General features: G+C 72.1%; 22 protein-coding genes. 5 read left to right on the top strand and 17 right to left on the bottom strand.

Translation table 11 applies throughout. The features are described from left to right. Positions 1-84: 84 nt before the first annotated feature. Positions 85-1,365, top strand: coding sequence for an Ig-like domain repeat protein (locus ETU37_RS16915; protein WP_129988531.1), 1,281 nt, complete (start codon positions 85-87; stop codon positions 1,363-1,365). 82 nt (positions 1,366-1,447) lie between these two features. Here ETU37_RS16915 and ETU37_RS16920 read toward each other — a convergent pair whose 3' ends face one another. The 8 genes from ETU37_RS16920 to ETU37_RS16955 are packed head-to-tail and all read right to left on the bottom strand — an operon-like array spanning position 1,448 to position 11,268. Then, the gene (locus tag ETU37_RS16920; RefSeq protein WP_129988532.1) at positions 1,448-2,197 is read right to left on the bottom strand and encodes an enoyl-CoA hydratase-related protein; all 750 of its coding nucleotides are present in this window, start codon (positions 2,195-2,197) and stop codon (positions 1,448-1,450) included. A gap of 15 nt (positions 2,198-2,212) precedes the next feature. Further along, on the bottom strand, positions 2,213-3,379 hold the full coding sequence (locus tag ETU37_RS16925) for an acyl-CoA dehydrogenase family protein (protein WP_129988533.1): 1,167 nt from the start codon (positions 3,377-3,379) through the stop codon (positions 2,213-2,215). Then, complete coding sequence (locus ETU37_RS16930) at positions 3,376-5,277, bottom strand: acetyl/propionyl/methylcrotonyl-CoA carboxylase subunit alpha (protein ID WP_129988534.1); 1,902 nt, start codon at positions 5,275-5,277, stop codon at positions 3,376-3,378. Before ETU37_RS16930 ends, ETU37_RS16925 begins: the two co-directional genes overlap by 4 nt. Positions 5,278-5,281: 4 nt before the next feature. Continuing rightward, positions 5,282-6,913 carry an acyl-CoA carboxylase subunit beta gene (locus tag ETU37_RS16935; protein WP_129988535.1) on the bottom strand — a complete coding sequence of 544 codons (1,632 nt, stop codon included), beginning with the start codon at positions 6,911-6,913 and terminating at the stop codon, positions 5,282-5,284. Beyond that, complete coding sequence (locus ETU37_RS16940) at positions 6,910-8,073, bottom strand: acyl-CoA dehydrogenase family protein (RefSeq protein WP_240755793.1); 1,164 nt, start codon at positions 8,071-8,073, stop codon at positions 6,910-6,912. The genes ETU37_RS16935 and ETU37_RS16940 overlap by 4 nt, the downstream gene beginning before the upstream one ends. After that, positions 8,070-9,839 carry an acyclic terpene utilization AtuA family protein gene (locus tag ETU37_RS16945; RefSeq protein ID WP_129988537.1) on the bottom strand — a complete coding sequence of 590 codons (1,770 nt, stop codon included), beginning with the start codon at positions 9,837-9,839 and terminating at the stop codon, positions 8,070-8,072. The genes ETU37_RS16940 and ETU37_RS16945 overlap by 4 nt, the downstream gene beginning before the upstream one ends. Next, entirely contained in the window at positions 9,836-10,633 is a 798-nt protein-coding gene (locus ETU37_RS16950; protein ID WP_129988538.1) for a TIGR03084 family metal-binding protein, read from the bottom strand. The genes ETU37_RS16945 and ETU37_RS16950 overlap by 4 nt, the downstream gene beginning before the upstream one ends. Then, on the bottom strand, positions 10,630-11,268 hold the full coding sequence (locus ETU37_RS16955; RefSeq protein ID WP_338068622.1) for a TetR/AcrR family transcriptional regulator: 639 nt from the start codon (positions 11,266-11,268) through the stop codon (positions 10,630-10,632). Before ETU37_RS16955 ends, ETU37_RS16950 begins: the two co-directional genes overlap by 4 nt. Positions 11,269-11,355: 87 nt before the next feature. Here ETU37_RS16955 and ETU37_RS16960 point away from each other — a divergent pair, with 87 nt between their 5' ends. Further along, positions 11,356-11,853 (top strand): GNAT family N-acetyltransferase, encoded by a 498-nt coding sequence (locus ETU37_RS16960; protein ID WP_165372574.1) that lies wholly within the window; start codon positions 11,356-11,358, stop codon positions 11,851-11,853. Continuing rightward, entirely contained in the window at positions 11,850-13,277 is a 1,428-nt protein-coding gene (locus ETU37_RS16965) for an MFS transporter (RefSeq protein WP_129988540.1), read from the top strand. Before ETU37_RS16960 ends, ETU37_RS16965 begins: the two co-directional genes overlap by 4 nt. On the opposite strand, the gene ETU37_RS16970 is transcribed toward ETU37_RS16965, so the two are convergent. Beyond that, positions 13,228-14,643, bottom strand: a complete 1,416-nt coding sequence (locus ETU37_RS16970; RefSeq protein WP_129988541.1) for a flavin-containing monooxygenase — start codon at positions 14,641-14,643, stop codon at positions 13,228-13,230. The genes ETU37_RS16965 and ETU37_RS16970 overlap by 50 nt on opposite strands. Positions 14,644-14,689: 46 nt before the next feature. Between ETU37_RS16970 and ETU37_RS16975 the strand changes: the two genes are divergently transcribed. Further along, positions 14,690-15,274: an acetoacetate decarboxylase family protein gene (locus ETU37_RS16975; protein WP_165372575.1), complete on the top strand. Its 585-nt coding sequence runs from the start codon at positions 14,690-14,692 to the stop codon at positions 15,272-15,274. Positions 15,275-15,277: 3 nt separating this feature from the next. On the opposite strand, the gene ETU37_RS16980 is transcribed toward ETU37_RS16975, so the two are convergent. From ETU37_RS16980 to ETU37_RS17005, 6 genes are read right to left on the bottom strand one after another with little or no spacing between them, the layout of a single operon-like run. Then, positions 15,278-15,898 carry a dihydrofolate reductase family protein gene (locus ETU37_RS16980; RefSeq protein WP_129988543.1) on the bottom strand — a complete coding sequence of 207 codons (621 nt, stop codon included), beginning with the start codon at positions 15,896-15,898 and terminating at the stop codon, positions 15,278-15,280. Between the two features lie 60 nt (positions 15,899-15,958). Continuing rightward, positions 15,959-16,684 (bottom strand): FadR/GntR family transcriptional regulator, encoded by a 726-nt coding sequence (locus tag ETU37_RS16985; protein WP_129988544.1) that lies wholly within the window; start codon positions 16,682-16,684, stop codon positions 15,959-15,961. Positions 16,685-16,695: 11 nt separating this feature from the next. Then, entirely contained in the window at positions 16,696-17,487 is a 792-nt protein-coding gene (locus ETU37_RS16990) for a 3-oxoacyl-ACP reductase (protein ID WP_129988545.1), read from the bottom strand. Continuing rightward, a complete protein-coding gene (locus ETU37_RS16995) occupies positions 17,484-18,860 on the bottom strand; it encodes an aldehyde dehydrogenase family protein (RefSeq protein WP_129988546.1) in 1,377 nt (458 codons plus the stop codon). Before ETU37_RS16995 ends, ETU37_RS16990 begins: the two co-directional genes overlap by 4 nt. Beyond that, the gene (locus tag ETU37_RS17000) at positions 18,857-19,651 is read right to left on the bottom strand and encodes a gamma-glutamyl-gamma-aminobutyrate hydrolase family protein (protein WP_129988547.1); all 795 of its coding nucleotides are present in this window, start codon (positions 19,649-19,651) and stop codon (positions 18,857-18,859) included. The genes ETU37_RS16995 and ETU37_RS17000 overlap by 4 nt, the downstream gene beginning before the upstream one ends. Continuing rightward, entirely contained in the window at positions 19,638-21,008 is a 1,371-nt protein-coding gene (locus tag ETU37_RS17005) for a glutamine synthetase family protein (protein WP_129988548.1), read from the bottom strand. The genes ETU37_RS17000 and ETU37_RS17005 overlap by 14 nt, the downstream gene beginning before the upstream one ends. Before the next feature lie 228 nt (positions 21,009-21,236). On the opposite strand from ETU37_RS17005, the gene ETU37_RS17010 reads away from it, so the two are divergent. Beyond that, positions 21,237-22,790: an amino acid permease gene (locus ETU37_RS17010; RefSeq protein ID WP_129988549.1), complete on the top strand. Its 1,554-nt coding sequence runs from the start codon at positions 21,237-21,239 to the stop codon at positions 22,788-22,790. Positions 22,791-22,883: 93 nt separating this feature from the next. On the opposite strand, the gene ETU37_RS17015 is transcribed toward ETU37_RS17010, so the two are convergent. Together ETU37_RS17015 and ETU37_RS17020 are read right to left on the bottom strand one after the other, a co-directional pair. Then, entirely contained in the window at positions 22,884-23,267 is a 384-nt protein-coding gene (locus ETU37_RS17015) for a VOC family protein (RefSeq protein WP_129988550.1), read from the bottom strand. 7 nt (positions 23,268-23,274) lie between these two features. Continuing rightward, the gene (locus tag ETU37_RS17020) at positions 23,275-24,024 is read right to left on the bottom strand and encodes an SDR family oxidoreductase (RefSeq protein ID WP_129988551.1); all 750 of its coding nucleotides are present in this window, start codon (positions 24,022-24,024) and stop codon (positions 23,275-23,277) included. Positions 24,025-24,031: the final 7 nt, after the last annotated feature.

Here is a 24,031-nt window from a genome sequence, read left to right on the forward strand (position 1 = left end):
TTTCGGCCCGCTTGGTCCGGTTTTCCCGTTACGTTCCCCACGCCGCGCAGACACTCTGCGCCTGGACACAAGGGGGAAACCTTCATGACGCGTGCTCGCACGCTGGTGGGACGCACCACCGCCCTGCTCCTGATCACCTCGGGAGCCGTCATGGTCGGCAGCACCACGGCCCACGCCGCCGACGGCACCATCACCGGCACCATCACGGCTGCGAACCGGCCCATCACGTACGGCTACGCGGACCTGTACAAGTGGGACGCGGTCGGCAAGCGCTTTGCGTACGTCACGTATGACTTCATCTCGGCGGCGTCGCCCGACAAGACGTTCAGCTTCACCGTCGCCCCGGGCAAGTACGCCGTCGAGGTCTACGGCTCACGCCTACCGGACAACTCTGTCGGGGACGCCTGGGCGCTCCCGGAGACCCTCAGCCACGCCGGCGTCATCGAGGTGACGGACGGCGGCACGGTCCGGGCCGACGTGTCCTACCCGACCATGTACACCGTCAGCGGGACGGTGTCGGGAGCGCGCGCCGGCGAGAGCGAGGCGAGGCTGCTGCGCTGGGAGCCGAGCCACAACAGCTTCGAGTACTTCGAGTGGGACGACACGCGCTACAACGGGAGCTACTCGTTCGATCACGTCCCGGCGGGCACCTACACGATGGAGTTCGAGCGCCCCGACGGCACGGCCATGGGCGAGGAGAAGTGGCTGGGCGGCAACGCGGCCATGCCCACCGCGCCCAGCGGGTCCGGGGTGTTTTCCGTCGGTAGCAGCGACCTCGTGAAGAACTTCAACTTCGACGGCCCGGCGCCGGCACCCGTGGCCACGACCGCGCCGGCCATCCCGGCGACGGCCGCGGTCGGCGTGCCGATCACCGCCACGCCGGGTGCCTGGACCGAGACGCCCAGCCTGGCCTTCCAGTGGCTGCGCAACGGCGTCGCCATCCCGGGCGCCACGAGTACGACGTACGTCCCGACCGTGGCCGACGCCGGAGGCACGCTGGCCTTCACGGTGGCGGCCACCCAGGCCTACACGGCCACCGGCAACGCTCGCACCGGTGACGCCGCGGTCGCCAAGCTGGTCTCGGCCGTGACTGCCAAGGCCAAGAAGAAGGTCGAGCTGGGCAAGAAGGCCAAGCTCAAGGTCGGCGTCTCGGTCCCCGGCGTGGCCTCGCCGACGGGCATGGTGAAGGTGTTCGAGGGCAAGGACAAGGTCGCCAAGGGCGTGCTCGACACCACGGACGGCGGCAAGCTGACCATCAAGGTGAAGAACCTCGAGCTCGGCAAGCACAAGCTCAAGGTCGAGTACCTCGGCAACACCGTGACCAACGGCGCGACGGACAAGGTGAAGGTCAAGGTCGTCCGCTGACCTGAGCACAGATACCGATATCGGTAGTCCGGCAGCGACCCAGGGGTCACGCTCGGGCTACCGATGTCGGTGTCGGGGGCGGTTACTTCTTGGCGCGGTTGAGGAACGCCAGCATCGCCTGCTTGGCCTCGTCCGACCCGAACAGCCGGGCGGACAGCGCGGCCAGGTCGGCGCCCTGCTCGTCGATGCGCTGCACGAGATGCCGGCCGACGAGCTGCTTGGTCTCGCGGAGGCCCTGCGGGTTGCCCTTCGCGAGCGATGCGCACACCTCGGCGACACGGGCGTCGAGACCGTCCTCGGGCACCGCCTCGGTGACCAGGCCGGTCGCCGCGGCCGCCGTACCGTCGAAGACCTCGCCGCCCAGGAACGTCAGCGCCACCGAGCGGTCGGTCATCCGTGGCACGACGGTGAGCGAGATCGCGGCGGGGGTGAGGCCGAGGCGCACCTCGGTGAAGGCGTACGTCGCGTCGGCGGCGCTGATCGCGATGTCGGAGGCGGCGACGATCCCGATGCCGCCCGCGCGGACGTTGCCGTGCACGCGGGTCACGACCGGCTTGGCCAGCGTGACGATGCGGCGCTGGAGGTCGACCAGCACACCGGCCGCCTTCTCCATGCCCTCGCCGGCGGCCTCGGACAGGTCGGCGCCGGAGCAGAACGTGCGGCCCTCGGCCCGGACCAGCACCACCTTGACGTCCGGGTCGTCCTCGGCGCGGCCGAGCCCGTCGTACAGCTCGCCGACGAGCTGCCGGGACAGCGCGTTGCGGTTGTGCGGCGAGTCAAGTGTCAGCGTCGCCACGCCGTCGGCGGCGGCGTAGTGGACCAGCTCCGTCACAGCGGCTCCCTGTGCTCAGTAGGACTTGGGCAGGCCCAGCGAGTGCATGCCCACGAAGTTCAGGATCATCTCGCGCGACACCGGCGCGATCCGGCCGGCGCGGGCCGCGACGAGGAGTCCGGCGACACCGTACTCCTGGGTGATCCCGTTGCCGCCGTGTGCCTGGACGGCCCGGTCGGCGGCGTCGCAGGCGGCCTCGGCGGCGGCGTACTTCGCCATGTTCGCGGCCTCGCCCGCGCCCATGTCGTCGCCGGCGTCGTACAGCGCGGCCGCCTTCTGGGTCATCAGCCGGGCGAGCTCGATCTCGATCTTGGACTCGGCGAGCGGGTGCGCCAGACCCTGGTGGCTGCCGATCGGGGCGCCGAAGACCTCGCGCTCCTTGACGTAGGCGACCGCCTTGTCGAGCGCGAACCTCGCGAGCCCCGTCGAGAACGACGCGGCCATGATCCGCTCCGGGTTGAGCCCGGCGAAGAGCTGCACCAGCCCGGCGTCCTCGTCGCCCACGAGCGCGTCGGCGGGCAGCCGCACGTCGTCGATGAACACCGAGAACTGCTGTTCGGGGCTGACGATCTCCATCGGGATCGGGGAGTACTCGAAGCCGTCGGCATCGGTCGGCACCACGAACAGGCAGGGCTTGAGCTTGCCGGTGCGGGCGTCCTCGGTGCGCGCGACGACGAGGACGTGGGCCGCCTCGTCGACGCCGGAGATGTAGATCTTGCGGCCGTTGAGCACCCAGCCGTCCGCGTCACGACGCGCGGTGGTGGTGATGTTGTGCGAGTTGGTGCCGGCGTCGGGCTCGGTGATCGCGAAGGCCATCGTCTGCGTGCCGTCGGCGATGCCGGGCAGCCAGCGCCGCTTCTGCTCGTCGGTGCCGAACCGGCTGATCACGGTGCCGCAGATCGCCGGCGACACGACCATCATCAGCAGCGGGCAGCCCTGCGCGGCGAGCTCCTCGCACACCGCGGCGACGTCGCCGATGCCGCCCCCGCCCCCGCCGTACTCCTCGGGGATGTTGATCCCGAGGTAGCCGTGCTTCCCGATCTCCAGCCACAGGTCGGTGGTCTTGCCGCCGGACCGTGCCTGCTGCACGAAGTAGTCGCGGCCGTAGCCGCCGGCGAGCTTCCTCACCGCCGCCCGCAGCGCCAGGCGCTCCTCGGACTCGGTGAACGCGGTCTCGGTCATGCTTCCTCCTGCTGGACGACGGCGAGCACGTCTCCGGCGGCGACCTGCGCGCCGACGGAGACGGGGATCTCGGTGACCGTGCCGGCGTGCGGCGCGGACACGGTGTGCTGCATCTTCATCGCCTCGAGCACGAGCACCACCGCGCCCGCGGCGACCTCGGCTCCCGGCTCGACGGCGATCGACACGACGGACCCGGGCATCGGCGCGAGCAGCGAGCCGCTGGCGACCTGGTCGGCCGGGTCCACGAACCTCGGGGTACGGCGGAGCGCGACGTGCCCGGCGGCGGAGTCGACGTCGACGGCCTGCTCCGAGACGGCGACCTCGCACCGGTGGCGCACGCCGTCGCGCTCCACGACGACTTCGGTCTGGGACGCGTTGACGGCACGCATCGTGCCGTCGGCGGAGACGTACCCGTCGCGGCCGCCGTACCAGCCGACCTCGACGTCGTCGTCACGGTGCGTGAAGCGGGAGGTCTGCGGGGCGGACACGACGTTTCGCCATGCCGTCGGGACGCCTCGCTGGACCGGCCGGGCGGCGGCCTGCGTCTCGGCGAGCGCGACCGCGGCGGCGAACGCGCTGACGTCCAGGTCGACCTCCGCCGCCGCCAGCATCCCGTGCCGGTCGAGGAAGTCGGTGCTCACGTCACCGGCCCGGAACGCCTCGGACCGGAGCACGCGCAGCAGCAGGTCGCGGTTGGTCGTCACACCGTGGATCCGCGCGTTGGTGAGCGCGCTGACCAGCAGCCGGATCGCCGCGTCACGGGTCGGCGCGTGAGCGACCACCTTCGCCAGCATCGCGTCGTAGTGGGTCGACACCGTGCTGCCCGCGGCGTACCCGGCGTCCACCCGCAGCCCCGGCAGGTCCGGCACCTCGAACGCGGTCAGCACGCCGCTCTGCGGTTGCCACTCCCGCTGCGGGTCCTCGGCGTACAAGCGCACCTCGACGGCGTGTCCCTCCGTGGTGGAGGCTCCCATGGTCCAGGAGTGCTCCGCCTCGCCGATCTGCAGCGCGACGAGGTCGATCGAGTGCACCAGCTCGGTGACCGGGTGCTCGACCTGGAGCCGGGTGTTCATCTCCAGGAACCAGAACCGCTCCGTGTCCGGGTCGTAGAGGAATTCGACCGTGCCGGCGCCGCGGTAGGCGACCGCCTCGGCGGCGGCGCGGGCGGCCTCGTGCAGCGCGGTCCGGACCTCGTCACGCAGGCGCGGTGCAGGCGTCTCCTCGACGATCTTTTGGTGGCGGCGCTGCACCGAGCAGTCCCGCTCACCGTGGACGGAGGTGCCGACGACCTGCACCTCGACGTGCCGTCCGTGCTCGACGTAGGTCTCCACGAAGACGGTGCCGTCGCCGAACGCCGACGCCGCCTCGTCCGACGCGGCCCGGACCTCGTCTGCCAGCCGGTCGAGCGTGCGCACGATCCGCATGCCGCGGCCACCGCCGCCGGCGGCGGCCTTCACGAGGACCGGCAGGTCCGCCTCGGTCACCGCGGCAGGGTCGAGGTCCGTGAGGACGGGGACCCCGGCGTCGGCCATCAGCTTCTTGGCCGAGACCTTGTCGCCCATCTGCTCGATGGACTCCGGCGTCGGCCCGACCCAGGTCAGGCCGGCGGCGATCACGGCCCGGGCGAAGTCGGCGTTCTCCGAGAGGAAGCCGTAGCCGGGGTGGACGGCGTCGGCGCCGGCCGCCTCCGCCGCCGCGACCAGCAGGTCGGCGCGGAGGTAGGTGTCGCTCGGGCTGTCGCCCGGGAGGCGTACGGCGACGTCGGCCTCGACGACGTACGGCAGCCTGGCGTCGGCGTCGGAGTGCACGGCGACGGTCGAGATGCCGAGCCGGCGGCAGGTCGCGAACACGCGCGAGGCGATCTCGGCACGGTTCGCGACGAGCAAGGTCTGGATCATCCGGTCACATCCTGAAGACGCCGAAGCGGTCGGTGCCCTCGATCGGGGCGTTCTCGATCACGGACAGGCAGATGCCGAGCACGGTGCGGGTGTCGCGCGGGTCGATGACGCCGTCGTCGTAGACCATCCCGGACAGGAAGAACGGCAGGCTCTGCTCCTCGACGGACTGCTCGATGAACGCACGCATCTGCGCGTCGCCGTCCTCGTCGTACGGCTGGCCCTTCGCCTCCGCGGCCTGCCGCGCGACGATCGACAGGACACCGGCGAGCTGCGCGGGACCCATCACGGCGGACTTGGCGGACGGCCAGGTGAACAGGAACCGTGGGTCGTAGGCGCGGCCGCACATGCCGTAGTTCCCGGCGCCGTACGACGCGCCCATCATGATCGACAGGTGCGGCACGGTGCTGTTGCTGACCGCGTTGATCATCATCGCGCCGTGCTTGATGATGCCGCCCTGCTCGTACTCCGCGCCGACCATGTAGCCGGTGGTGTTGTGCAGGAACAGCAGCGGTACGTCGATCTGGTTGGCGAGCTGGATGAACTGGGCCGCCTTCTGCGACTCCTCGCTGAACAGCACGCCCTGCGCGTTGGCGAGGATGCCGATCTGTCGGCCGTGCAGCCGCGCCCAGCCGGTCACGAGCGACGGGCCGTACAGGGGCTTGAACTCGTCGAACGCGACCTCGTTGCCCGGACCCGCGCCGTCACAGATCCGCGCGATCACCTCGCGCGGGTCGAACGGCTCCTTGAGGTCCGCGGGCACGAGGTCGAGCAGGTCCTCGGGATCGGCGTCCGGCTCCGCCCAACCCCGATTCGTCCGCGAAACTGCGTCCGTCCCACGCGGAGCGACCGCGGACGAATCGGGGTGGGGCTTGCGGTGGTGGAGCCGCGCCACGACGCGCCGCCCGATCCGGATCGCGTCGTGCTCGTCGACGGCGAGGTAGTCGGCGAGACCCGAGGTGCGCGCGTGCATCTCGGCGCCGCCGAGCGACTCGTCGTCGGACTCCTCGCCGGTCGCCATCTTCACCAGCGGCGGGCCGCCGAGGAAGACCTTGGCGCCCTCCTTGACCATGACGACGTAGTCGCTCATCCCGGGGACGTACGCGCCGCCGGCCGTCGAGTTGCCGAAGACCAGCGCGACGGTCGGCGTCTTGGCCGCCGAGGCCCGGGTCAGGCCGCGGAACATCCCGCCACCCGGGATGAAGATCTCCTTCTGCGTCGGCAGGTCGGCGCCGCCGGACTCGACGAGGTTGACCGTGGGGAGGCGGTTCTCGCGGGCGATCTGGGCGGCGCGCTGCACCTTCTTCAGCGTCCACGGGTTGCTCGCGCCGCCGCGCACGGTCGGGTCGTTGGCGATCACCATGCATTCGACGCCGGACACGACACCCAGGCCCGTGACGACCGACGCGCCGACGGCGAAGTCGCTGCCCCAGCCGGCCAGCGGCGAGAGCTCGAGGAACGCCGAGCCCTCGTCGAGGAGCAGCTCGATGCGTTCGCGGGCGGTGAGCTTGCCGCGCCTGCGGTGGCGTTCGACGTACTTCTCGCCACCGCCGGCCACGGCCTTGGCGTGCTCGGCGTCGAGGGCGGTCAGCTTCTCGAGCATCGCGTCCCGGTTGGTCGGGCCTGTCGTGACCGTCATGGGGCGTACCCCAGCAGCCGGGCGTTCAGGTCGGTGAGCACCTCGGTGGCTCCTCCTCCGATTCCGAGGATCCGGGCGTCGCGGTAGTGCCGCTCCACCTCGGTCCCGTGCATGTAGCCGGTGCCGCCGAAGAGCTGCACGGCCTGGCTGACGACCCACTCGGCGCACGCGACGGCTGTCGCCTTCGCGTGCAGCGCCTCGACGAGCACGTCGTCGCCGGCGACGTACCGGCGGGCGACCTCGCGCGTGTAGGTGCGCGCGACGTCGACCTGCCGGTGCATCTCGACGAGCCGGTGTCGGACGACCTGGTTGGCGACGAGCGGGCGGCCGAACGTCTCGCGCTCGCGGGAGTACGCCGCCGCGAGGTCGAGCGAGCGCTGCGCGATGCCGTAGCCGTGCGCGGCCAGCGCGAGCCGCTCGACGACGAAGGCGTCGGCGATCTGCGCGAAGCCGGCGTTCTCCGCACCGACCAGGTTCGCGACGGGCACCCGCGCACCGGTGAACGACAGCTCGGCCGTGTCGGAGCAGTGCCAGCCCAGCTTCGACAGCGAGCGGGTCACCTCGAAGCCGGGCGTGCCCTTCTCGACCACCAGCAGGCTGATGCCGGCGTGGCCGGGCCCGCCGGTGCGCACGGCCGTGGTCACGAAGTCCGCACGCACGCCCGAGGTGATGAACGTCTTCGCGCCGTCGACGACGTAGTGGTCGCCGTCGCGCCGGGCCGTGGTGCGCAGCCGCGCGACGTCGGACCCGCCGCCCGGCTCGGTGATCGCCAGCGCGCCGATCGTCTCGCCGGCCAGCGTCGGCCGGACGAACCGGTCCACCTGATCCGGGTTGCCGGACGCGACGAGGTGGGGCAGCGCGATGCCGCTGGTGAACAGCGCGGCGAGCAGGCCGCTCGACGCGCCGGCGTCGGTGAACGCCTCCGACACGGCAAGGGCGTCGAGGAACGTCCCGCCACTGCCGCCCAGGTCCTCCGGCACACCGAGGCCGAGCAGGCCGAGCTTCGCGGCCTTCGCGTGCAGCTCGCGCGGCACCTCGCCCGCGTCCTCCCAGTCCTGCAGGTTCGGCACGACCTCGCCGCGCACGAACGCCCGCGCGGTCTCGCGCAGCGCCTCCTGCTCGTCGGTCCAGAAACCGCCTCGGGTGGTCGAGACCGTCACAGCAGCACCTCCGGTACGTCGACGTGCCGCGCGCGCACCCATTCCCCGAGCGCCTTCGCCTGCGGGTCGAACCGGCCGGACGCGGCCACGCCGTCGCCGAGCAGGCCGTGCAGCACGACGTTGACGCCGCCGAGGTTCGGCAGCGGGTGCACCTCGACGTCGAGGTCGGCGGCCTCGGGCACGAGCCGGCGTACCGCGTCCGTCGTGATCGTCGAGATCAGCCAGGCCACCCGGTCGGGCCGTGCCTGCGCGTCGCGGGCCCAGAGCCCGAGGTTGGCGTCGCCGCCCTTGTCGCCGGAGCGCGCGTGCGCGACCAGGCCGAGAGGGACGCGCCGGGTGGGACCGTCGAGCTTCGCGACCGGCGTCGACGGGGACTCGCGAGAGGCCAGTTCGCGCACGACACGCCGCGAATCACGGTGGGGAAGTGGCCTCTCGCGCGAGGTGGTCAGGAGGTGGGCATGCGAGGCGGGGGCGGAGGGGCCGGTGGCGGGGATGAACGCGGGGCGGTAGACCCCGTAGGGCGTGGCGGGGGCGGGCGGGGCGGTGAGCGTGAAGCCCGGGTACGAGCCCAGCGCGAGCTCGACGAGCGGGGCGGTGAACGCCTTGCCGACCTTGTTCGGGTCGGGGTCGCGGACCGTGACGCGCAGCCGGGAGGACGCGGCCTCCTCGGTGGCGGGGTCGTCGTGGTCGGTGCGGGCGAGGGTCCACTCGACCTCGGCGGGACGGCCGGGGCCGGCGTCGAGCGCGGCCTCGAGCTGGGCGCGGACCCAGGCCGCCTTCTGCTCGACGTCGAGACCGACGAGGACCAGCTCGGCGGCGTTGCGGTGACCGCCGAGGAAGTTCAGGCAGACCTTGAGCGTGTCGGGCGGGGCGGACCCGCGGACCCCGTCGATGCGCACCCGGTCGGGACCGTCGTCGGAGAGCCGGACGCTGTCGAGGTGGGTGGTGACGTCGGGGCCGAGGTAGCGAGGCGTCTGGATCTCGTACATCAGCTGCGCGGTGACGGTGTCGACCGTGACCGCGCCGCCGGTGCCGTCCTGCTTGGTGATCACCGACGACCCGTCGGCCTCGAGCTCGGCGAGCGGGAACCCCAGGCTCCGGCTGGTCGAGCCTGACGAGACCAGGTCGAGGAAGCCCGAGAAGTTGCCGCCGGTCGCCTGCGTGCCGCACTCGATCACGTGACCCGCGACGGTCGCTCCGGCCAGGGCGTCATGGTCCTCGGGACGCGCGGGGTCCCAGTCGTAGACGGCCATCCCGGCGCCGACCACGAGCGACGCGTCGGTGACCCGACCGGTGACCACGACGTCCGCGCCCTGCCGCAGCGCGTCGGCGATGCCGGCGGCGCCGAGGTAGGCGTTGGCGGTGAGCGGCTTCCCGAACCGCTCGTCGAGCAGGCCGAGCTCGTCGATCCGGTCCCGGACGTCGTCGCCGTCGACGTACGCCACCGACGCGTCGAGCCCGAGACCGCGGGCGACCTCGACCAGCTTCTCGCCGAGGCCGCGCGGGTTGAGGCCGCCGGCGTTGCTGACGATCCGCACGCCCCGCTCCAGCGCGAGGCCGAGGCAGTCCTCGGCCTGCCGCACGAACGTCCGGGCGTAGCCGAGCGACGGGTCCTTGAGCTGGTCCTTGCCGAGGATCAGCATGGTCAGCTCGGCGAGGTAGTCGCCGGTCAGCACGTCGAGGCGCGGCGAGCCCTCCAGCATCTCCCGCATCGCGGAGAGCCGGTCGCCGTAGAAGCCGCTGGCGTTGCCGATCCGCAGGGTCATGACGCGCGCGGCTCCCGTCCGTCGCCGGCCGGGCCGGCGAACGCCTGCGCGACGTCGAGCCACCGGTCGGCGTCGGGGCCTGTGGCAACCAGGTCGGTGTCGGCGCGGTGCACGCGCTGGGTGACGAGCAGCGCGAAGTCGTACGCCGAACCGCGGACGCTCTGGTCTGCGTCGGCCGGACCGTCCTCGTGGAGATCGCCGCTCGGGAGGACGAGCGAGACGTGGATCGGGTCGGCCGGCGCGTCGAGGCCGCGCCCGGCGAACGCGTAGCCACGGGTGCGGATGCCGAGGTGCACCACGTGCCGCACCCGGTCGTCCCGGTCGAACGTGACGCCCAGCGCGTCGGCGACGTCGCGCGCGTGCGCCCAGGTCTCCATGAACCGGGCGGTGGCCATCGAGGTGGGGCTCATCGGCGGGCCGTACCAGGGGATCCGCTCCCCCGTCGGGTAGTCGCGCAGCGCCTTGACCAGCGCGGACCGGGACGCCCGCCAGCGCGCAAGGACCTCCAGGCCCGGGGCCGCGGCGCCCTCGGCGGCGGCCGTGTCGACGTGCCCGTCGGGGTCGGCGATCGCCTCCAGCACCGCGGCGTCCCAGGCCTGCTTGTCCGTCGCCGCCTTCAGCGCCACCTCGTCGGTCCAGGCGAGGTGCGCGACCTGGTGCGCGACGTCCCAGCCGGCGGCCGGGGTCGGCTTCCGCCAGCCGGTCTCGTCGTCGGGAAGGTTCGCCACCAGCGCGTCGAGCTGCGCGCACTCGGCGTCGAGGTCGGTGAGGACGAGGTCGGCGGTGCTGGTCATGGGCGGTCGGCTCCTGCCTGGAAGCGGTCGTCGAGGACGCGGGCCCACTCGTCGAGGATCCGCGCGCGGCGCCGGGTGTCGTCGGTGATCGTGGTGGCGAGGCCGAGGCCGCGGACCAGGTCGAGGGTGGCCTGCACGAGCTCACGCACCCCGGGCCGCGCCTCGTCGACGCCGAGCAGCTCGACGGCCCACCGGTGCGTCTCCCGGCCGATCCGCTGCTCGAGCGGGCCGACCGCCTCGTGCAGCTCGGGGTCGGTGCGTGCCGCGACCCACAGCTCGAGCGCCGCGGTGAACACGGGGCTGGTGAAGTGGTCGGCCAGCACCCCGAGCACCGCGCGGGTACGGCGGTCGCCGGACGGCAGCGCGGCGGCGGCCTCCCGCAGCTCCACGCCGCGCACGTCGGCGAGGTGCTCGACCGCCGCGAGCACGAGGGCGCTCTTGCTCGGGAAGTGGTGCAGCTGCGCCCCGCGGCTCACGCCGGCCCTCTCGGACACCAGCGTGGTCGACGTACCGCTCCAGCCGCGCTCCACCAGGCACTCGACGGTCGCGTCGAGGAGGCGCTGCCGCATCACGCGGGTGCGCTCCTCCTGCGGCACGCGGGTGCGCGCGCTCCGCTCGGACTGCTCGACGCTCACGCCGCCATCGTGACGTCGACCGGAACAAACAGTCAAGCCTGACTTTTTCTGCTGAGACGACGGGGCGGCGAGTGGCAGGATGAGCGCGTGTCCAGGGGGTTCCGGCAAGCCACGCGCGACGACGTCGTGGCCCTGCGCGACCTCGAGCGCACGGCGAACCTCGCCGCGCTCGGGCACGTCTTCCCGCCCGACCGTTTCCCGTTCCCCGACGACGCCGTCCTCGCGCGCTGGCAGATCGTGCTCGAGGACCCGGACGTCACCGTGCTCGTAACCGAGGACGAGGAGGGCGACAAGGACCTCGTCGCGTACGCGGCGTACGACTCCACGACGCTGCGCCACCTCGCCGTCCACCCCGACCACTGGGGCGAAGGGCTCGCGTCCGACGCGATCGAGACCGCGCTGAACGCCATGGACCTGCGTGGCAGCACCATCGCGTCGCTGTGGTGCCTGGAGGAGAACCACCGGGCCCGCCGGCTCTACGAGTACCTCGGGTGGCGCCCGGAGCGCGACCGACGGGAGGCGCCGTGGCCGCCGCACCCGACCGAGATGCGCTACACGCGGCTGATCATCGCGTCGGGCCGATGAGCCCGACCCGCACGGCCTGCCAGGGCACGGGCGAACCCTTCGTCCGTGCAGGTACGGCGGCCGGACGGTGGGTGCTGCTCGCCGCCGTGCTCGCCTCGGGGATGGCGTTCCTCGACGGCTCGGTCGTCAACGTCGCCCTGCCCCGGATCGGCGACGATCTCGGCGCCGACGTCGCCGAGCTGCAGTGGGTGGTCAACGCCTACCTGCTCACCCTGGCCTCGCTGATCCTCGTCGGCGGCGGCCTCGGCGACCGCTACGGCCGGCGCCGGGTCTTCCTCGTCGGCATCGCCTGGTTCGGCGTCGCGTCCCTGCTCTGCGCGGCGGCCCAGACCGCTGACCAGCTGGTGCTGGCCCGGCTCGTGCAGGGCATCGGCGGCGCGCTCCTCACCCCGGGCAGCCTGGCGATCATCCAGGGCTCGTTCCGGCCGCAGGACCGCGGCAAGGCGATCGGCCAGTGGGCCGGGCTGGGCGGCGTCGCCGCGGCGGTCGGCCCGCCGCTCGGGGGCTGGGTCATCGAGGTGGCGAGCTGGCGCTGGATCTTCCTCGCCAACGTCCCCCTCGCGCTGGCGATCATCGTGATCGGCCTCCGGCACGTCCCGGAGAGCCTCGACCCGGACGCGCCGCGCGGGTACGACGTGGCCGGATCGGTCCTCGGCGTGCTCGCCCTCGGTGGCGTCACCTACGCGCTGATCGAGGTCAGCTCGCCGTTCGCCGTGCCGTTCGGCGTCGTCGGCGTCCTCGCGCTGGTGGCGTTCCTGCTGGTCGAGGCGCGCAGCCCGCACCCGTTGATGCCGCTGCACCTGTTCCGCTCGCGCACGTTCAGCGTCGCCAACGCGATGACGGTGCTCGTGTACGGAGCGCTCGGGGCGATGTCGTTCTTCCTCGTGCTGCAGCTGCAGGTCGTGGTCGGCTACGCGCCCTGGCAGGCCGGTCTCGCGACGCTGCCGATGACGCTGGTGATGCTGGCCGGCTCCTCGCGCTCGGGCGCGCTGGCGGCGCGGATCGGGCCGTGGCTGCAGATGTCGGTCGGCCCGGCGCTGTGCGGCGTCGGCGCGTTCCTGCTGGTGCCGGTCGGCGTCGGCAGCTCCTACTGGCTCGACGTGCTACCCGGCCTCACCGTCTTCTCCGTCGGCCTCACCTCCCTGGTGGCGCCGCTGACCACCAGCGTGATGGCGGCGGCGCCGGACCGGTTCAGCGGCGTGGCCAGCGGGATCAACAACGCGGTCGCCCGGACCGGATCGCTGCTCGCGGTCGCCGCGCTGCCGGCCCTGGTCGGGCTGGCGGGCGCGGACTACGCGCGGCCGGACGTGTTCGACGCCGGCTACGAGCGCGCCCTGACCATCTGCGGCGTGCTGCTGCTGGTGGGCGGCGCGGTCAGCTTCGTCGGGCTGCCGCGGCGGCCGCCTTCCGCCGCAGGGCGCTGAGCCTCCCGCGTGCGCCCGTCGGCTCACCGGCGACCCGGGCCCGGCCGGCCCGACGCTCGCGGACGAGCTCGGCCCGGTACTTGTGGAAGTCGACCTGGATCGTGTGCCGCTTCGACGCGACGTAGCGCTTGCGCAGCGCCTCGTCGTACTCACGGATCTGCCGCCGCATGTCGTCGTACGACGGGAGCGCCGCCTCCCCGGTGACCAGGTCGGCGACCCAGTGCGACTGCGCCTCGGCCAGCGGCATGATCGCGCCGAGCGGCTGGATCAGTCCGACGAAGTAGAGGCCGGGGTGGTCGGGGTCGACGACGCGGCGGTACAGGTCGACGTGGTTGTCGCCGGCCCGGACGACCCGGTCGTCGAGGAACGGGAAACTGACCTTGTAGCCGGTGCAGTAGACGACGACGTCCACCTCGTAGGCCGACCCGTCGACGAAGAAGACCTTGGACCCCTCGAAGCGGTCGATGTTGGGCAGCACCGTGATGTCGCCGTGGCCGAGCCGGGTGAGCAGGTCGTCGCTGACGGTGGGGTGCGCGTGCAGCACGCGGTGGTCGGGCCGCGGCAGGCCGTAGTCGGTCAGCCGGCCTTGAGTCACCCGCAGCAGCGCCCCCATCGCGGTCTGCTGCACCAGCGTCGGCGTGCGGGCGATGACCCCGTCGGTGAGGTGGTCGGTCGGCACGCCGAACACGAACTTCGGGACGATGTGCGCGCCGCGGCGCATGGTGAGGTAGGTGCGCTCGGCGACCCGCGAGGACTCGACCGCGATGTCGGTGGCGGAGTTGCCAATGCCCAGCACCAGCACGCGCTTGCCCTCGAGCAGGTCGGGCGTCTTGTAGTAGTGGGCGTGGATCTGCGTGCCGGGGAAGTCCTCGGCGCCCGGGAACGACGGCTCCGGCCAGCGCGGGTCCCAGTGGTGCCCGTTCGCGACGACCACGTGCCGGTAGCGGCTGGTCTCGGGCTCGTCGGGCTCCCCGTGCTCGTTGCGGCCGCGCACGGTCACGTCGTACCCGTCGCGCCCGTCGCCGACCGGCTCCACCTTGACCACCTCGGTGCGGAACCGGATGTGCTCGCGGAGGCCGAAGTGGTCGACGAAGTCGTCGAAGTACTGCGCGATCTGCCAGTGGCTCGGGTACTCCGGCAGGTCCTCGGGCATCGGGTAGGCGGCGTACTCCATCAGCTGCCGCGAGGTGTTGATGTGCAGGGACCTGTACGCCGACGAGAGGCCGTTGTCGTTGCCGTAGCGCCAGTTGCCGCCGACCTCGCTGCCGAGCTCGAAGACGTCCACCTCCACCCCGCGCTCGAGCAGGACCTGCGCCGCCGAGATCCCCGACGACCCGGCACCGATGACGCAGACGCGGGAAGACATGGGCTCCACCTTGGCAGAACACGTTCTGGTGTTGAAGGGTGGCGGCGTGGCTTTTCCCTCCCCGCCGTGGCACCTGTCCGCGCAGATGTGGCTGTCGGTCTTCCGCGTTCCGGGCGGCGCCGGCGTCGAGCCGGGCGTGTACGGCGCCGCGTTCGTCTCCTACGAACCACCGGGCGTGCTGAGCTACCGCGAGCTGCTCGTCGCGCGCCTGCTCGACACCCGCCGGCGCCGGGTGCGGATCACCGACATCTGGGTCGACAACGAGACCTCGCGCGAGGGCGGCCGGGTGCTGTGGGCGATCCCGAAGGAGCTGGCCGAGCTCGACCTGGAGGAGACCCGGGTCGGCCCGACGTCGCACACCGCGCTGGCGGCGCGGGTCGACGGCGCGGCCGTCGCGTCGGCAGAGTTCGCGGCGGCGCCGGGCGCGGCCCTGCTGCGGGCCCCGTTCTCCGCGACGATCTCGCAGGAGCGCGACGGCGCAGAGGTGCTCACGTCGTGGCGCGGGTCCGCGAAATCCCTTCCTGCACTCGGCTTCTGGGACTTCGACCCGACCGGGCCGCTCGCGTTCCTGCACGGCCGGCGGCCGCTGGTGTCGTTCCGGCTGACCGACGTGCGGATGGTGTTCGGCTGAGTCCTACCGGACGACCTCGTACTCCACGTGCGTGGCGTGCGGGGAGTCCCACACCTGCACCTTGCGGAGCGTGAGGTCCGAGGTGAACCCGTCGAACAGCCGCTTGCCGCCGCCGAGCACGACCGGCGCGGTGGAGATGACGAGCCGGTCGACGACCCCGGCGTCGAGCGCCTGCCGGACCAGCGACCCGCCGCCCATCACGTTGACGTACTTGTCGCCCGCGGCCTCGGTGGCCTGGGCGAGCGCCGCCTCGAAGCTCGGCACGAACCGGAAGCCGGCGCTGGGATCGGGCTGGTCGTCCACTCGGCTGGTGACGACGAAGAGCGGGATCTCCCACGGGTTGCTGCCGCCCCAGGCCTCGGCCGACTCGTAGGTGTTGCGGCCGCAGATGACCGCGCCCTGGCGGTTGCCGAACGCGCCGAGGAACTCTTCGTCGGCACCGTCCGCCTCGCCGACGGTCTCGCCGGCAGCGTCCTGCTCATAAGTCCAGGGACCGCCGAAGACCCAGTAGTGCAGCCGTTCGCCGCCCTTGCCCAGCCCGCAGCCGGGCCCGTCGTCGGGGCCGGCGAAGTAGCCGTCGACGGAGACGGTCAGTCCGGCTGCGACGGTCGCCTTGCTGGTCATGAGGTCCTCCTGGGTGGTCGGTCACTCGTACCGACTCGGACCCGCCCGGGAACTCATCGGTCAGGCGAGGAAGCCGCGCAGCAGGGAGGCCGAGCCCGCCAGGTGCTCCTCCATCGCGGCGGCGGCGTCGCCGACCACCCCGGCCAGGATCGCGCTGACGACCGCCTCGTGCTGCTCGTTGGAGTGCGCGATGTTGCGCGGCAGCAGCGGGATGTCGTCGAGGAAGTGGTTCACCGCCATCCGGTTGTCCGCGACCAGCGGGACCAACGACCGCACGCCGGACAGCTCGGCGATCGTGAGGTGCAGCCGCGAGTCGAGCCGCCGGTAGTCCTCCGGCCCGGCCTGGCTGGTCTCCCGCAGCGCGGTCCAGAGCCGCTCCCGCTCGGGTGCGCTGAGCGTGCGCTGAGCGGCGAGGCGGCAGGCGCCCACCTCCAGCACCTCGCGCAGCGCGAGCGCGTCCTCGAGGTCGGCCGCGTCGGGCGGCTCCTCGTGGCCCCCGGCCACGACGGCCGCCGGACCGGTGGGCAGCTCGTCGACGACGAACGTTCCGCCGTACCGCCCGCGCCGCGAGAGCAGGTACCCCGCGTCGGCGAGTGAGCGGATCGCGTCGCGGACGGTGTCGCGGCTGACCGAGAACCGCAGCGCGAGCTCGCGCTCCGACGGGAGCTGCTCCCCCGGCGCGACGACGCCGAGCCGGATCGTCTGCAGGAGCCGCTGCACGGTCTCCTCGAACGCGTTTCCGGGCCGGACCGGCCGGAAGAACGTCTGCTCGATGCGGTCTGTCATGGGTCGGACCGTCACAGCGGCGTCACGTACGCCGCGTGGATGCCGCCGTCGACGATGAAGCTGGAGGCGGTGATGAACGACGCGTCGTCGCTGGCGAGGAACGCCACCGCCGCCGCGAGCTCCTCGGGCTCAGCGAACCGGCCGACCGGCACGTGCACGAGCCGCCGGGCGGCTCGCTCGGGGTCCTTGGCGAAGAGCTCGCGCAACAGCGGGGTGTTGACCGGGCCGGGGCAGAGCGCGTTGACCCGGATGCCCTGCCGGGCGTACTGCACGCCGAGCTCGCGGGACATCGCGAGCACGCCGCCCTTGGACGCGGTGTAGGAGATCTGCGACGTGGCGGAGCCCATCACGGCGACGAACGAGGCGGTGTTGATGATCGAGCCGCGGCCCTGCGGGACCATGTGCCGCAGGGCGGCCTTGCAGCACAGGAAGACCGAGGTCAGGTTGACCTGCTGCACGCGGTCCCAGGCCTCGATGCCGGTGTCCTCGATGAGGTCGTCCTCCGGCGGGGAGATGCCCGCGTTGTTGAACGCGATGTCGAGCCGGCCGTGCTCGCGGGCGACGCCGTCGAACAACGCATCGACCTGCTCCTGGCTGGCGACGTCGACGGCGACGAACGAGCCGCCCACCTCATCGGCCGCGGCCTTGCCGGTGGTCGGGTCGAGGTCGGCGACGACGACGTGCGCGCCCTCGGCCGCCAGGCGGTGCGCGGAAGCGAGGCCGATGCCGCTCGCGCCGCCGGTGACGACGGCGACGCGGCCGGCCAGGCGCTGGGTGAGGTCGACGGTGGGCAGGCTGGTCATGACGGGGACTCCGTGCTGTCGATGGCGAGGAAGACGTTCTTGGTCTCCGTGAACTGGAGCGGCGCGTCGGGACCGAGCTCGCGGCCGATGCCGGACTGCTTGAAGCCGCCGAAAGGCGTCGAGTAGCGCACCGAGGAGTGCGAGTTGACCGACAGGTTGCCGGCCTCGACCGCGCGCGAGACCCGGACGGCGCGGGAGAGGTCACGGGTCCAGATCGAGCCGGACAGGCCGTACGCCGAGTCGTTGGCCAGCGTGATCGCGTCGGCCTCGTCGTCGAACGGCAGGACCGCGACGACCGGCCCGAACACCTCCTCGCGCACCACCGCGTCGTCGCGCGACGGGGTCAGCACGGTCGGCGGGAACCACCAGCCGGGTCCGTCGGGCGCCGTACCCCGGAAGGCGACGGGTGCGTCGTCGGGCACGTAGGAGGCGACCTTCTCCCGGTGCGCCTCGGAGACGAGCGGGCCCATCTCGGTGCCTTCGTCGTTGGGGTCGCCGACCGCGACGCCGGACACGGCCGGCTCGAAGAGCTCCATGAACCGGTCGTAGACGCTGCGCTGCACGAGGATCCGGCTGCGGGCGCAGCAGTCCTGGCCGGCGTTGTCGAAGATGCCGTACGGCGCGGAGGCGGCCGCCTGCTCGAGGTCGCTGTCGGCGAAGACGATGTTGGCGCTCTTGCCGCCCAGCTCGAGCGTCACGCGCTTGACGTGTGCGGCGGCGCGGGCCATCACCCGGGTGCCGGTCTCGGTGGACCCGGTGAACACGATCTTGCGCACGTCGGGGTGGTCGACGAGCGCCTCGCCGACGACGGAGCCCTTGCCGGGCAGCACCTGGAACAGGCCGGCGGGCAGGCCGGCCTCGGCGCCGAGCTCGGCGATCCGCATCGCGGTCAGCGGCGTCCACTCGGCCGGCTTCACGAGCACGGCGTTGCCGGCGGCGAGCGCGGGACCGAGCCCCCAGCCGAGGATCGGCATCGGGAAGTTCCAGGGCGTGATGATGCCGACCACGCCCATCGGCTCCTCGAAGGTGATGTCGAGGCCACCGGCGACAGGGATCTGCTTGCCCAGCAGGCGTTCCGGCGCCGCGGAGTAGTAGGTCAGCACGTCGCGCACGTTGCCCGCCTCCCAGCGGGCCTGGCCGATCGGGTGGCCGGCGTTGGCGACCTCGAGCGCGGCGAGCTCCTCGACGTGCGCGTCGACGTGGGCGGCGAAGTCGCGGAGCGCGCCGGCGCGGTCGGCGGGGGCGAGCGCCGCCCACGTCCGCTGGGCCGCCTGGGCCTTCGCGACGGCGGCGTCGACCTCCTCCGCCTCCAGCTCCTCGACCGTGGTCACCACCGACTCGTCGGCGGGGTTGACCACCTCGAACACGCTCACGATGCTTCTCTCTCCTTGTCGTCGTGGTCTCGACCGGGCGGTTCCTGAGCCTGTCGATCGGCTCGACCACCCGGCGCGGCCGCTTCGGTCAGCGCGTGGAAGAGCCGCACGTCGTCGAGGGTCTCCTCCGGGTGCCACTGCACCGCCAGCACGAACCGCTCCCCCGGCAGCTCGACCGCCTCCACGATGCCGTCCTCGGCGTGCCCGCTCGCCACCAGGTCCGGTGCGAGCTTCGCGATGGCCTGGTGGTGGTAGCAGGACGCGCCGGCCTCCTCGCCGAGGATCGACGCGAGCCGGCTGCCGGGCACCGTGCGCACGGTGCGGCCGGCGAACTTCCCGAGGCCGGCCCGGTGGTCGTCGGCACCACCCATGGCGTCGGGCAGGTGCTGCTCGAGCGTGCCGCCCAGCGCGACGTTGAGCACCTGGGCGCCTCGGCAGATGCCGAGCACGGGCATCCCGCGGTCGAGGGCGCCGCGGAGCAGCCCGAGCTCCCAGGCGTCGCGCTCGGTGCGCGGCTCGTCGGCCTCGGCGTGCGGCTGCTCGCCGTACAGCCGGGCGTCGACGTCCTTGCCGCCGGTGAGCACGAGCGCGTCGACCCGGTCGAGAACGGCGTCGACGGCTGCCGCGCTGACCGGCTGCGGCGGCAGCAGGGTCGCAACCGCGCCGACGCGGGTCACGGACTCGACGTACTGGTACTGGAGGTACGCCGCGGGCACGTCCCACACGCCCTGCTGCGCCCGCTCGACGTACGTCGTCAGCCCGACGACGACAGGGCGGTCAGAAGCGCTCAAAGCCGCGCACCCTCTCCCAGTCGGTCACCGCGGCGTCGAACGCCTGGAGCTCGACGCGGGCGTGGTTGAGGTAGTGGTCGACGACGTCGTCGCCGAACGCCTTCCGCGCGAGAGCCGAGTCGTCGAACAGGTCGCGAGCGTCGCGCAGCGTGGTCGGCAGCCGGTCGACACCGGAGACGTAGGCGTTGCCGGGCTGCGGGTCCTCGAGCGACAGCTCGTTGTCGATGCCGTCGAGCCCGGCGGCGATCAGCGCGGCCACGGCGAGGTAGGGGTTCACGTCGCCACCGGGGACGCGGTTCTCCATGCGCATCGAGTGCCCGTGCCCGACGACGCGCACCGCACACGTGCGGTTGTCCATGCCCCAGGCGATCGCGGTCGGCGCGAAGCTGCCGTCGACGAAGCGCTTGTAGGAGTTGACCTGCGGCGCGAACATCATCGTCAGCTCGCGCATGTGGGCGAGCTGGCCGGCGACGAACTGCTGGAACAGCGTGGACATGCCGTGCGGCTGGTCCTCGTCGGCGAACACCGCGCTGCCGTCGTCGCCGCGCAGCGAGATGTGGATGTGGCAGCTGTTGCCCTCGCGCTCGTCGAACTTCGCCATGAACGAGACGCTCTTGCCGTGCTGGTCGGCGATCTCCTTGGCGCCGTTCTTGTAGATCGTGTGGTTGTCGCAGGTGACCATCGCGTGGTCGTAGCGGAACGCGATCTCCTGCTGGCCGAGGTTGCACTCGCCCTTGGAGCCCTCGCAGTACATCCCGGCGCCCTCCATGCCGCGGCGGATCTCGCGCAGCAGCGGCTCCATGCGGGTGGACGCGAGCATGGCGTAGTCGATGTTGTAGTCGCTCGCCGCGCGCAGCCCGTCGTACCCCTTGGCGAAGGCCTCGCGGAAGCTGTCGTCGAAGACCACGAACTCCAGCTCGGTGCCGACGTACGGGACCAGCCCGCGCTCGGCGAGGCGCTCGACCTGGCGGGCCAGGATCTGCCGTGGCGAGGCGACGACCGGGCTGCCGTCGTCCCAGCCGAGGTCGGCGGTGACCATCGCGGTGCCCGGCAGCCACGGCAGGCGGCGCAGCGTCGCGAGGTCGGGCGTCATCACCATGTCGCCGTAGCCCTTCTCCCACGCCGACATCGCGTAGCCGGAGACGGTGTTCATCTCGACGTCGACGGCGAGGAGGTAGTTGCAGCACTCGGCGCCGTGCGCGAGCACCTCCTCGAGGAACAGCCGGGACGACACCCGCTTGCCGACGAGCCGGCCCTGCATGTCGGCGAAGGCGACGATGACGGTGTCGATCTCGTCCTGGGCGATCAGGGCCTTCAGCTCCTCGACCGTGAGGTTGCCGGCGCGGGGTGTGCTCATCGGACCTCCTGCGGGGCTCCGGGTGGGAGCCGATCCGTCGCTAACTGGGGCAGAGTCAACCATTGGAGACTTTGTACGTCGACGCTCGGGTCAGTTCCCGGGCTCCACTTGTGGGGGAAGATGGCCTGCTCGACATCTCCAAAGGTATAGCCCTCCTGCCTTTGATCGGTCTAGGCTCCGGCGCAGGCGGCTTGTCACGCCGCACGACTCAGGTGAGGAGCGACTCCGATGAGCAAGGAATCCCTCAACGTCTCGGGTGTGCAGTACAGCCACGCCGCCGACGACTACTTCGAGAAGCGGCAGCTCCAGCGGGCCGCCGGCTTCTGGGGGTTGTGGGGCATCGGTGTCGCCGCCGTCATCTCGGGCGACTTCTCCGGGTGGAACCTCGGCATCGGCGAGGCGGGCTGGGGCGGCCTCGCCGTCGCCAGCGTGGTCATCGTCATCATGTACTTCGGCATGCTGTTCTCCATCGGTGAGATGTCGGCGGCGATGCCGCACACCGGTGGCGCCTACTCCTTCGCCCGCGCGGCGATGGGGCCGTGGGGCGGCTTCGTCACCGGGCTCGCCGAGACGATCGAGTACGTCTTCACCACCGGCGTGATCGTGCTCTTCTCCGCCGGCTACCTCAACGCGGTCACCGACGAGCTGGTCGGCCTCGACCTGAGCGACGGCCAGATGTGGATCTGGTGGATCGTCCTCTACGCGATCTTCGTCGGGCTGAACGCCGCCGGAGCCGAGATCTCCTTCAAGTTCGCGATCGTCGTGTCGATCCTCTCCATCGGCATCCTCGTGCTGTTCGGTGTCCTGGCGTTCGCCAACGGCGCCGTCGACTTCGGCCAGCTCCTGGACATCGAGCCCGAGGCGGGCAACAGCACGTTCCTGCCGTTCGGCTGGGCCGGGGTGCTCTACGCGCTGCCGTTCGCGATGTGGTTCTTCCTCGGCATCGAGGAGCTGCCGCTGGCCGCCGAGGAGGCGCACGACCCGCAGCGCGACATTCCGCGCGCCGGGATCATCGGCCTGCTCACGCTGGTCGGCTGCGGCGCGCTGGTGTTCTTCCTGAACCCCGCCGTGACCGGCTCCGCCGCACTGGGCGGCTCGGGCGAGCCGCTGCTCGACGGCTTCCGGGAGTTCCTCTCCGCCGACCTGGCGGCGCTGCTCTCGCTGTTCGCGCTGATCGGCCTGCTGGCCTCGCTGCAGGGCATCATGTTCGCCTACGGCCGCAACATGTACTCCCTGAGCCGCGCCGGCTACTACCCGAAGTTCCTGTCGGTCACCGGCGCCCGCCGTACCCCCTGGGTGTCGCTGCTCGCCGGCGCCGTCTTCGGCTTCGTGGTGCTGCTGGTCGTCGACTTCCTCGCCCGGCGCGGTGGCCAGCTCGCCGAGAACGCCAACGCGATCGTGCTGAACATCGCGGTGTGGGGCGCGGTGCTCGCCTACCTGCTGCAGATGGTGTCGTTCGTCCTGCTCCGGCGGAAGTTCCCGACGGCCCGCCGCCCGTACGTGAGCCCGACCGGCGTCGCCGGCGCCGTGGTGGCCGGGGTGATCGCCGCGATCACGTTCATCGGCGTCTTCATCAACCCCGACTTCCGTCCGGCGATCATCGCGATCGCGGTGGTGTACGCGATCGGCCTGCTGCTGTTCGGCTTCGTCGGCCGGCACCGGCTGGTGCTCTCGCCCGAGGAGGAGTACGCCGTCACCGGCGGCCTGCACGGCTACGACCCCGACAAGGAGGGCCTCGGCGGCACGATCGAGGACGAGATCCTCAAGGGCCACACGGAGTAGTCCCGGCGGGAGGTTCGAGCCGGTTCGGCGACGCAGCGCGGGAGGTTCGAGCCGGTCGGCGACGCAGCGCGGGAGGTTCGAGCCGGGTCGGCGTCAGGAGCCGGGCGGGCTCTCCCACAGGCCGAGGACGTTGCCCTCGGAGTCCCGGAAGACGGCCGAGAAGCCCATGTCGCCGACGGGGGTCCGGCCGAGGACCGTGCTGCCGCCGAGGTCGGCGATCCGGGCCAGCGCGGTGTCGATGTCGGGGACGTCGAGCACCACGTTGGGCGCCGGCAACGCCTCGCTGCGCTCGGCCATCCCGCCGTTGATGAAGCCGGGCTCGGTCGGTCCGGTCTCCGTGGCCGGGCCGGTCGAGACCATCGTGTAGTCCATGCCGGGCACCTCGGCGAGGTCCCAGCCGAAGGCCTCCTGGTAGAAGGTCCTGGCGCGCTCCCCGTCGTCGAACGGGATCTCGAAGTGAACGACGCGTCCGCTCATGGCCGGACTATCCCATGAAGCGGCGGGCCAGCGGCAGGGGCAGATGACGTAGCGCGAACCCGACCGGCACCCACGGCCAGGCGGGCACCTGCGCGCGCGGCTTCTCCTTCTCGACGGCGTCCACGATCGCGGCGACGCCCTTCTCCGTCGAGACGATGAACGGGACGCGCCGGACCCGCTCGTTCATCTCCGAGCGGATGTAGCCGGGGTAGATCACCGACACCTTGATCCGCGAGCCGTACATCTCGGCGCGGACGCCCTCGGCCAGGTGCGCGACGCCGGCCTTGGTGGCGGCGTACGTCGTGCCGTTCTTGGGCAGGCCGCGCGCCGCGGACATCGAGGAGATCATCACGAGATGCCCGAACCCCTGGGCACGGAACGCCTCCAGGGCCGCCTCGGTCTGGGCCAGCGCGCCGACGAAGTTGGTGACGGCGGTGGCGCGGTTGGCCTCGAAGCCACCGGTGCCGAGCGGGGCGCCCTTGCCGAGACCGGCGTTGACGACGACGCGGTCGAGCGTGCCGAAGTCCGCGCGGAACGCCCGGAACACCTCGAACACCGCGTCGTGGTCGTCGACGTCCAGCGCGCGCACCTCGACCCGGACGTCCGGGTGGGCCGCGGCGATCTCCGCCTTGAGCTCGTCGAGCCGTTCGGTACGGCGGGCGCAGAGCGCGAGGTCGTGGCCGCGCGCCGCGAGCTGGCGGGCCATCTCGGCGCCGAGGCCCGAGGACGCGCCGGTGATCAGGGTCGTCTTCGCCATGGGAGGT

Origin of the sequence: Nocardioides iriomotensis (genome assembly GCF_004168035.1) — a bacterium.
In the GTDB taxonomy this organism is placed as follows: domain Bacteria; phylum Actinomycetota; class Actinomycetes; order Propionibacteriales; family Nocardioidaceae; genus Nocardioides_B; species Nocardioides_B iriomotensis.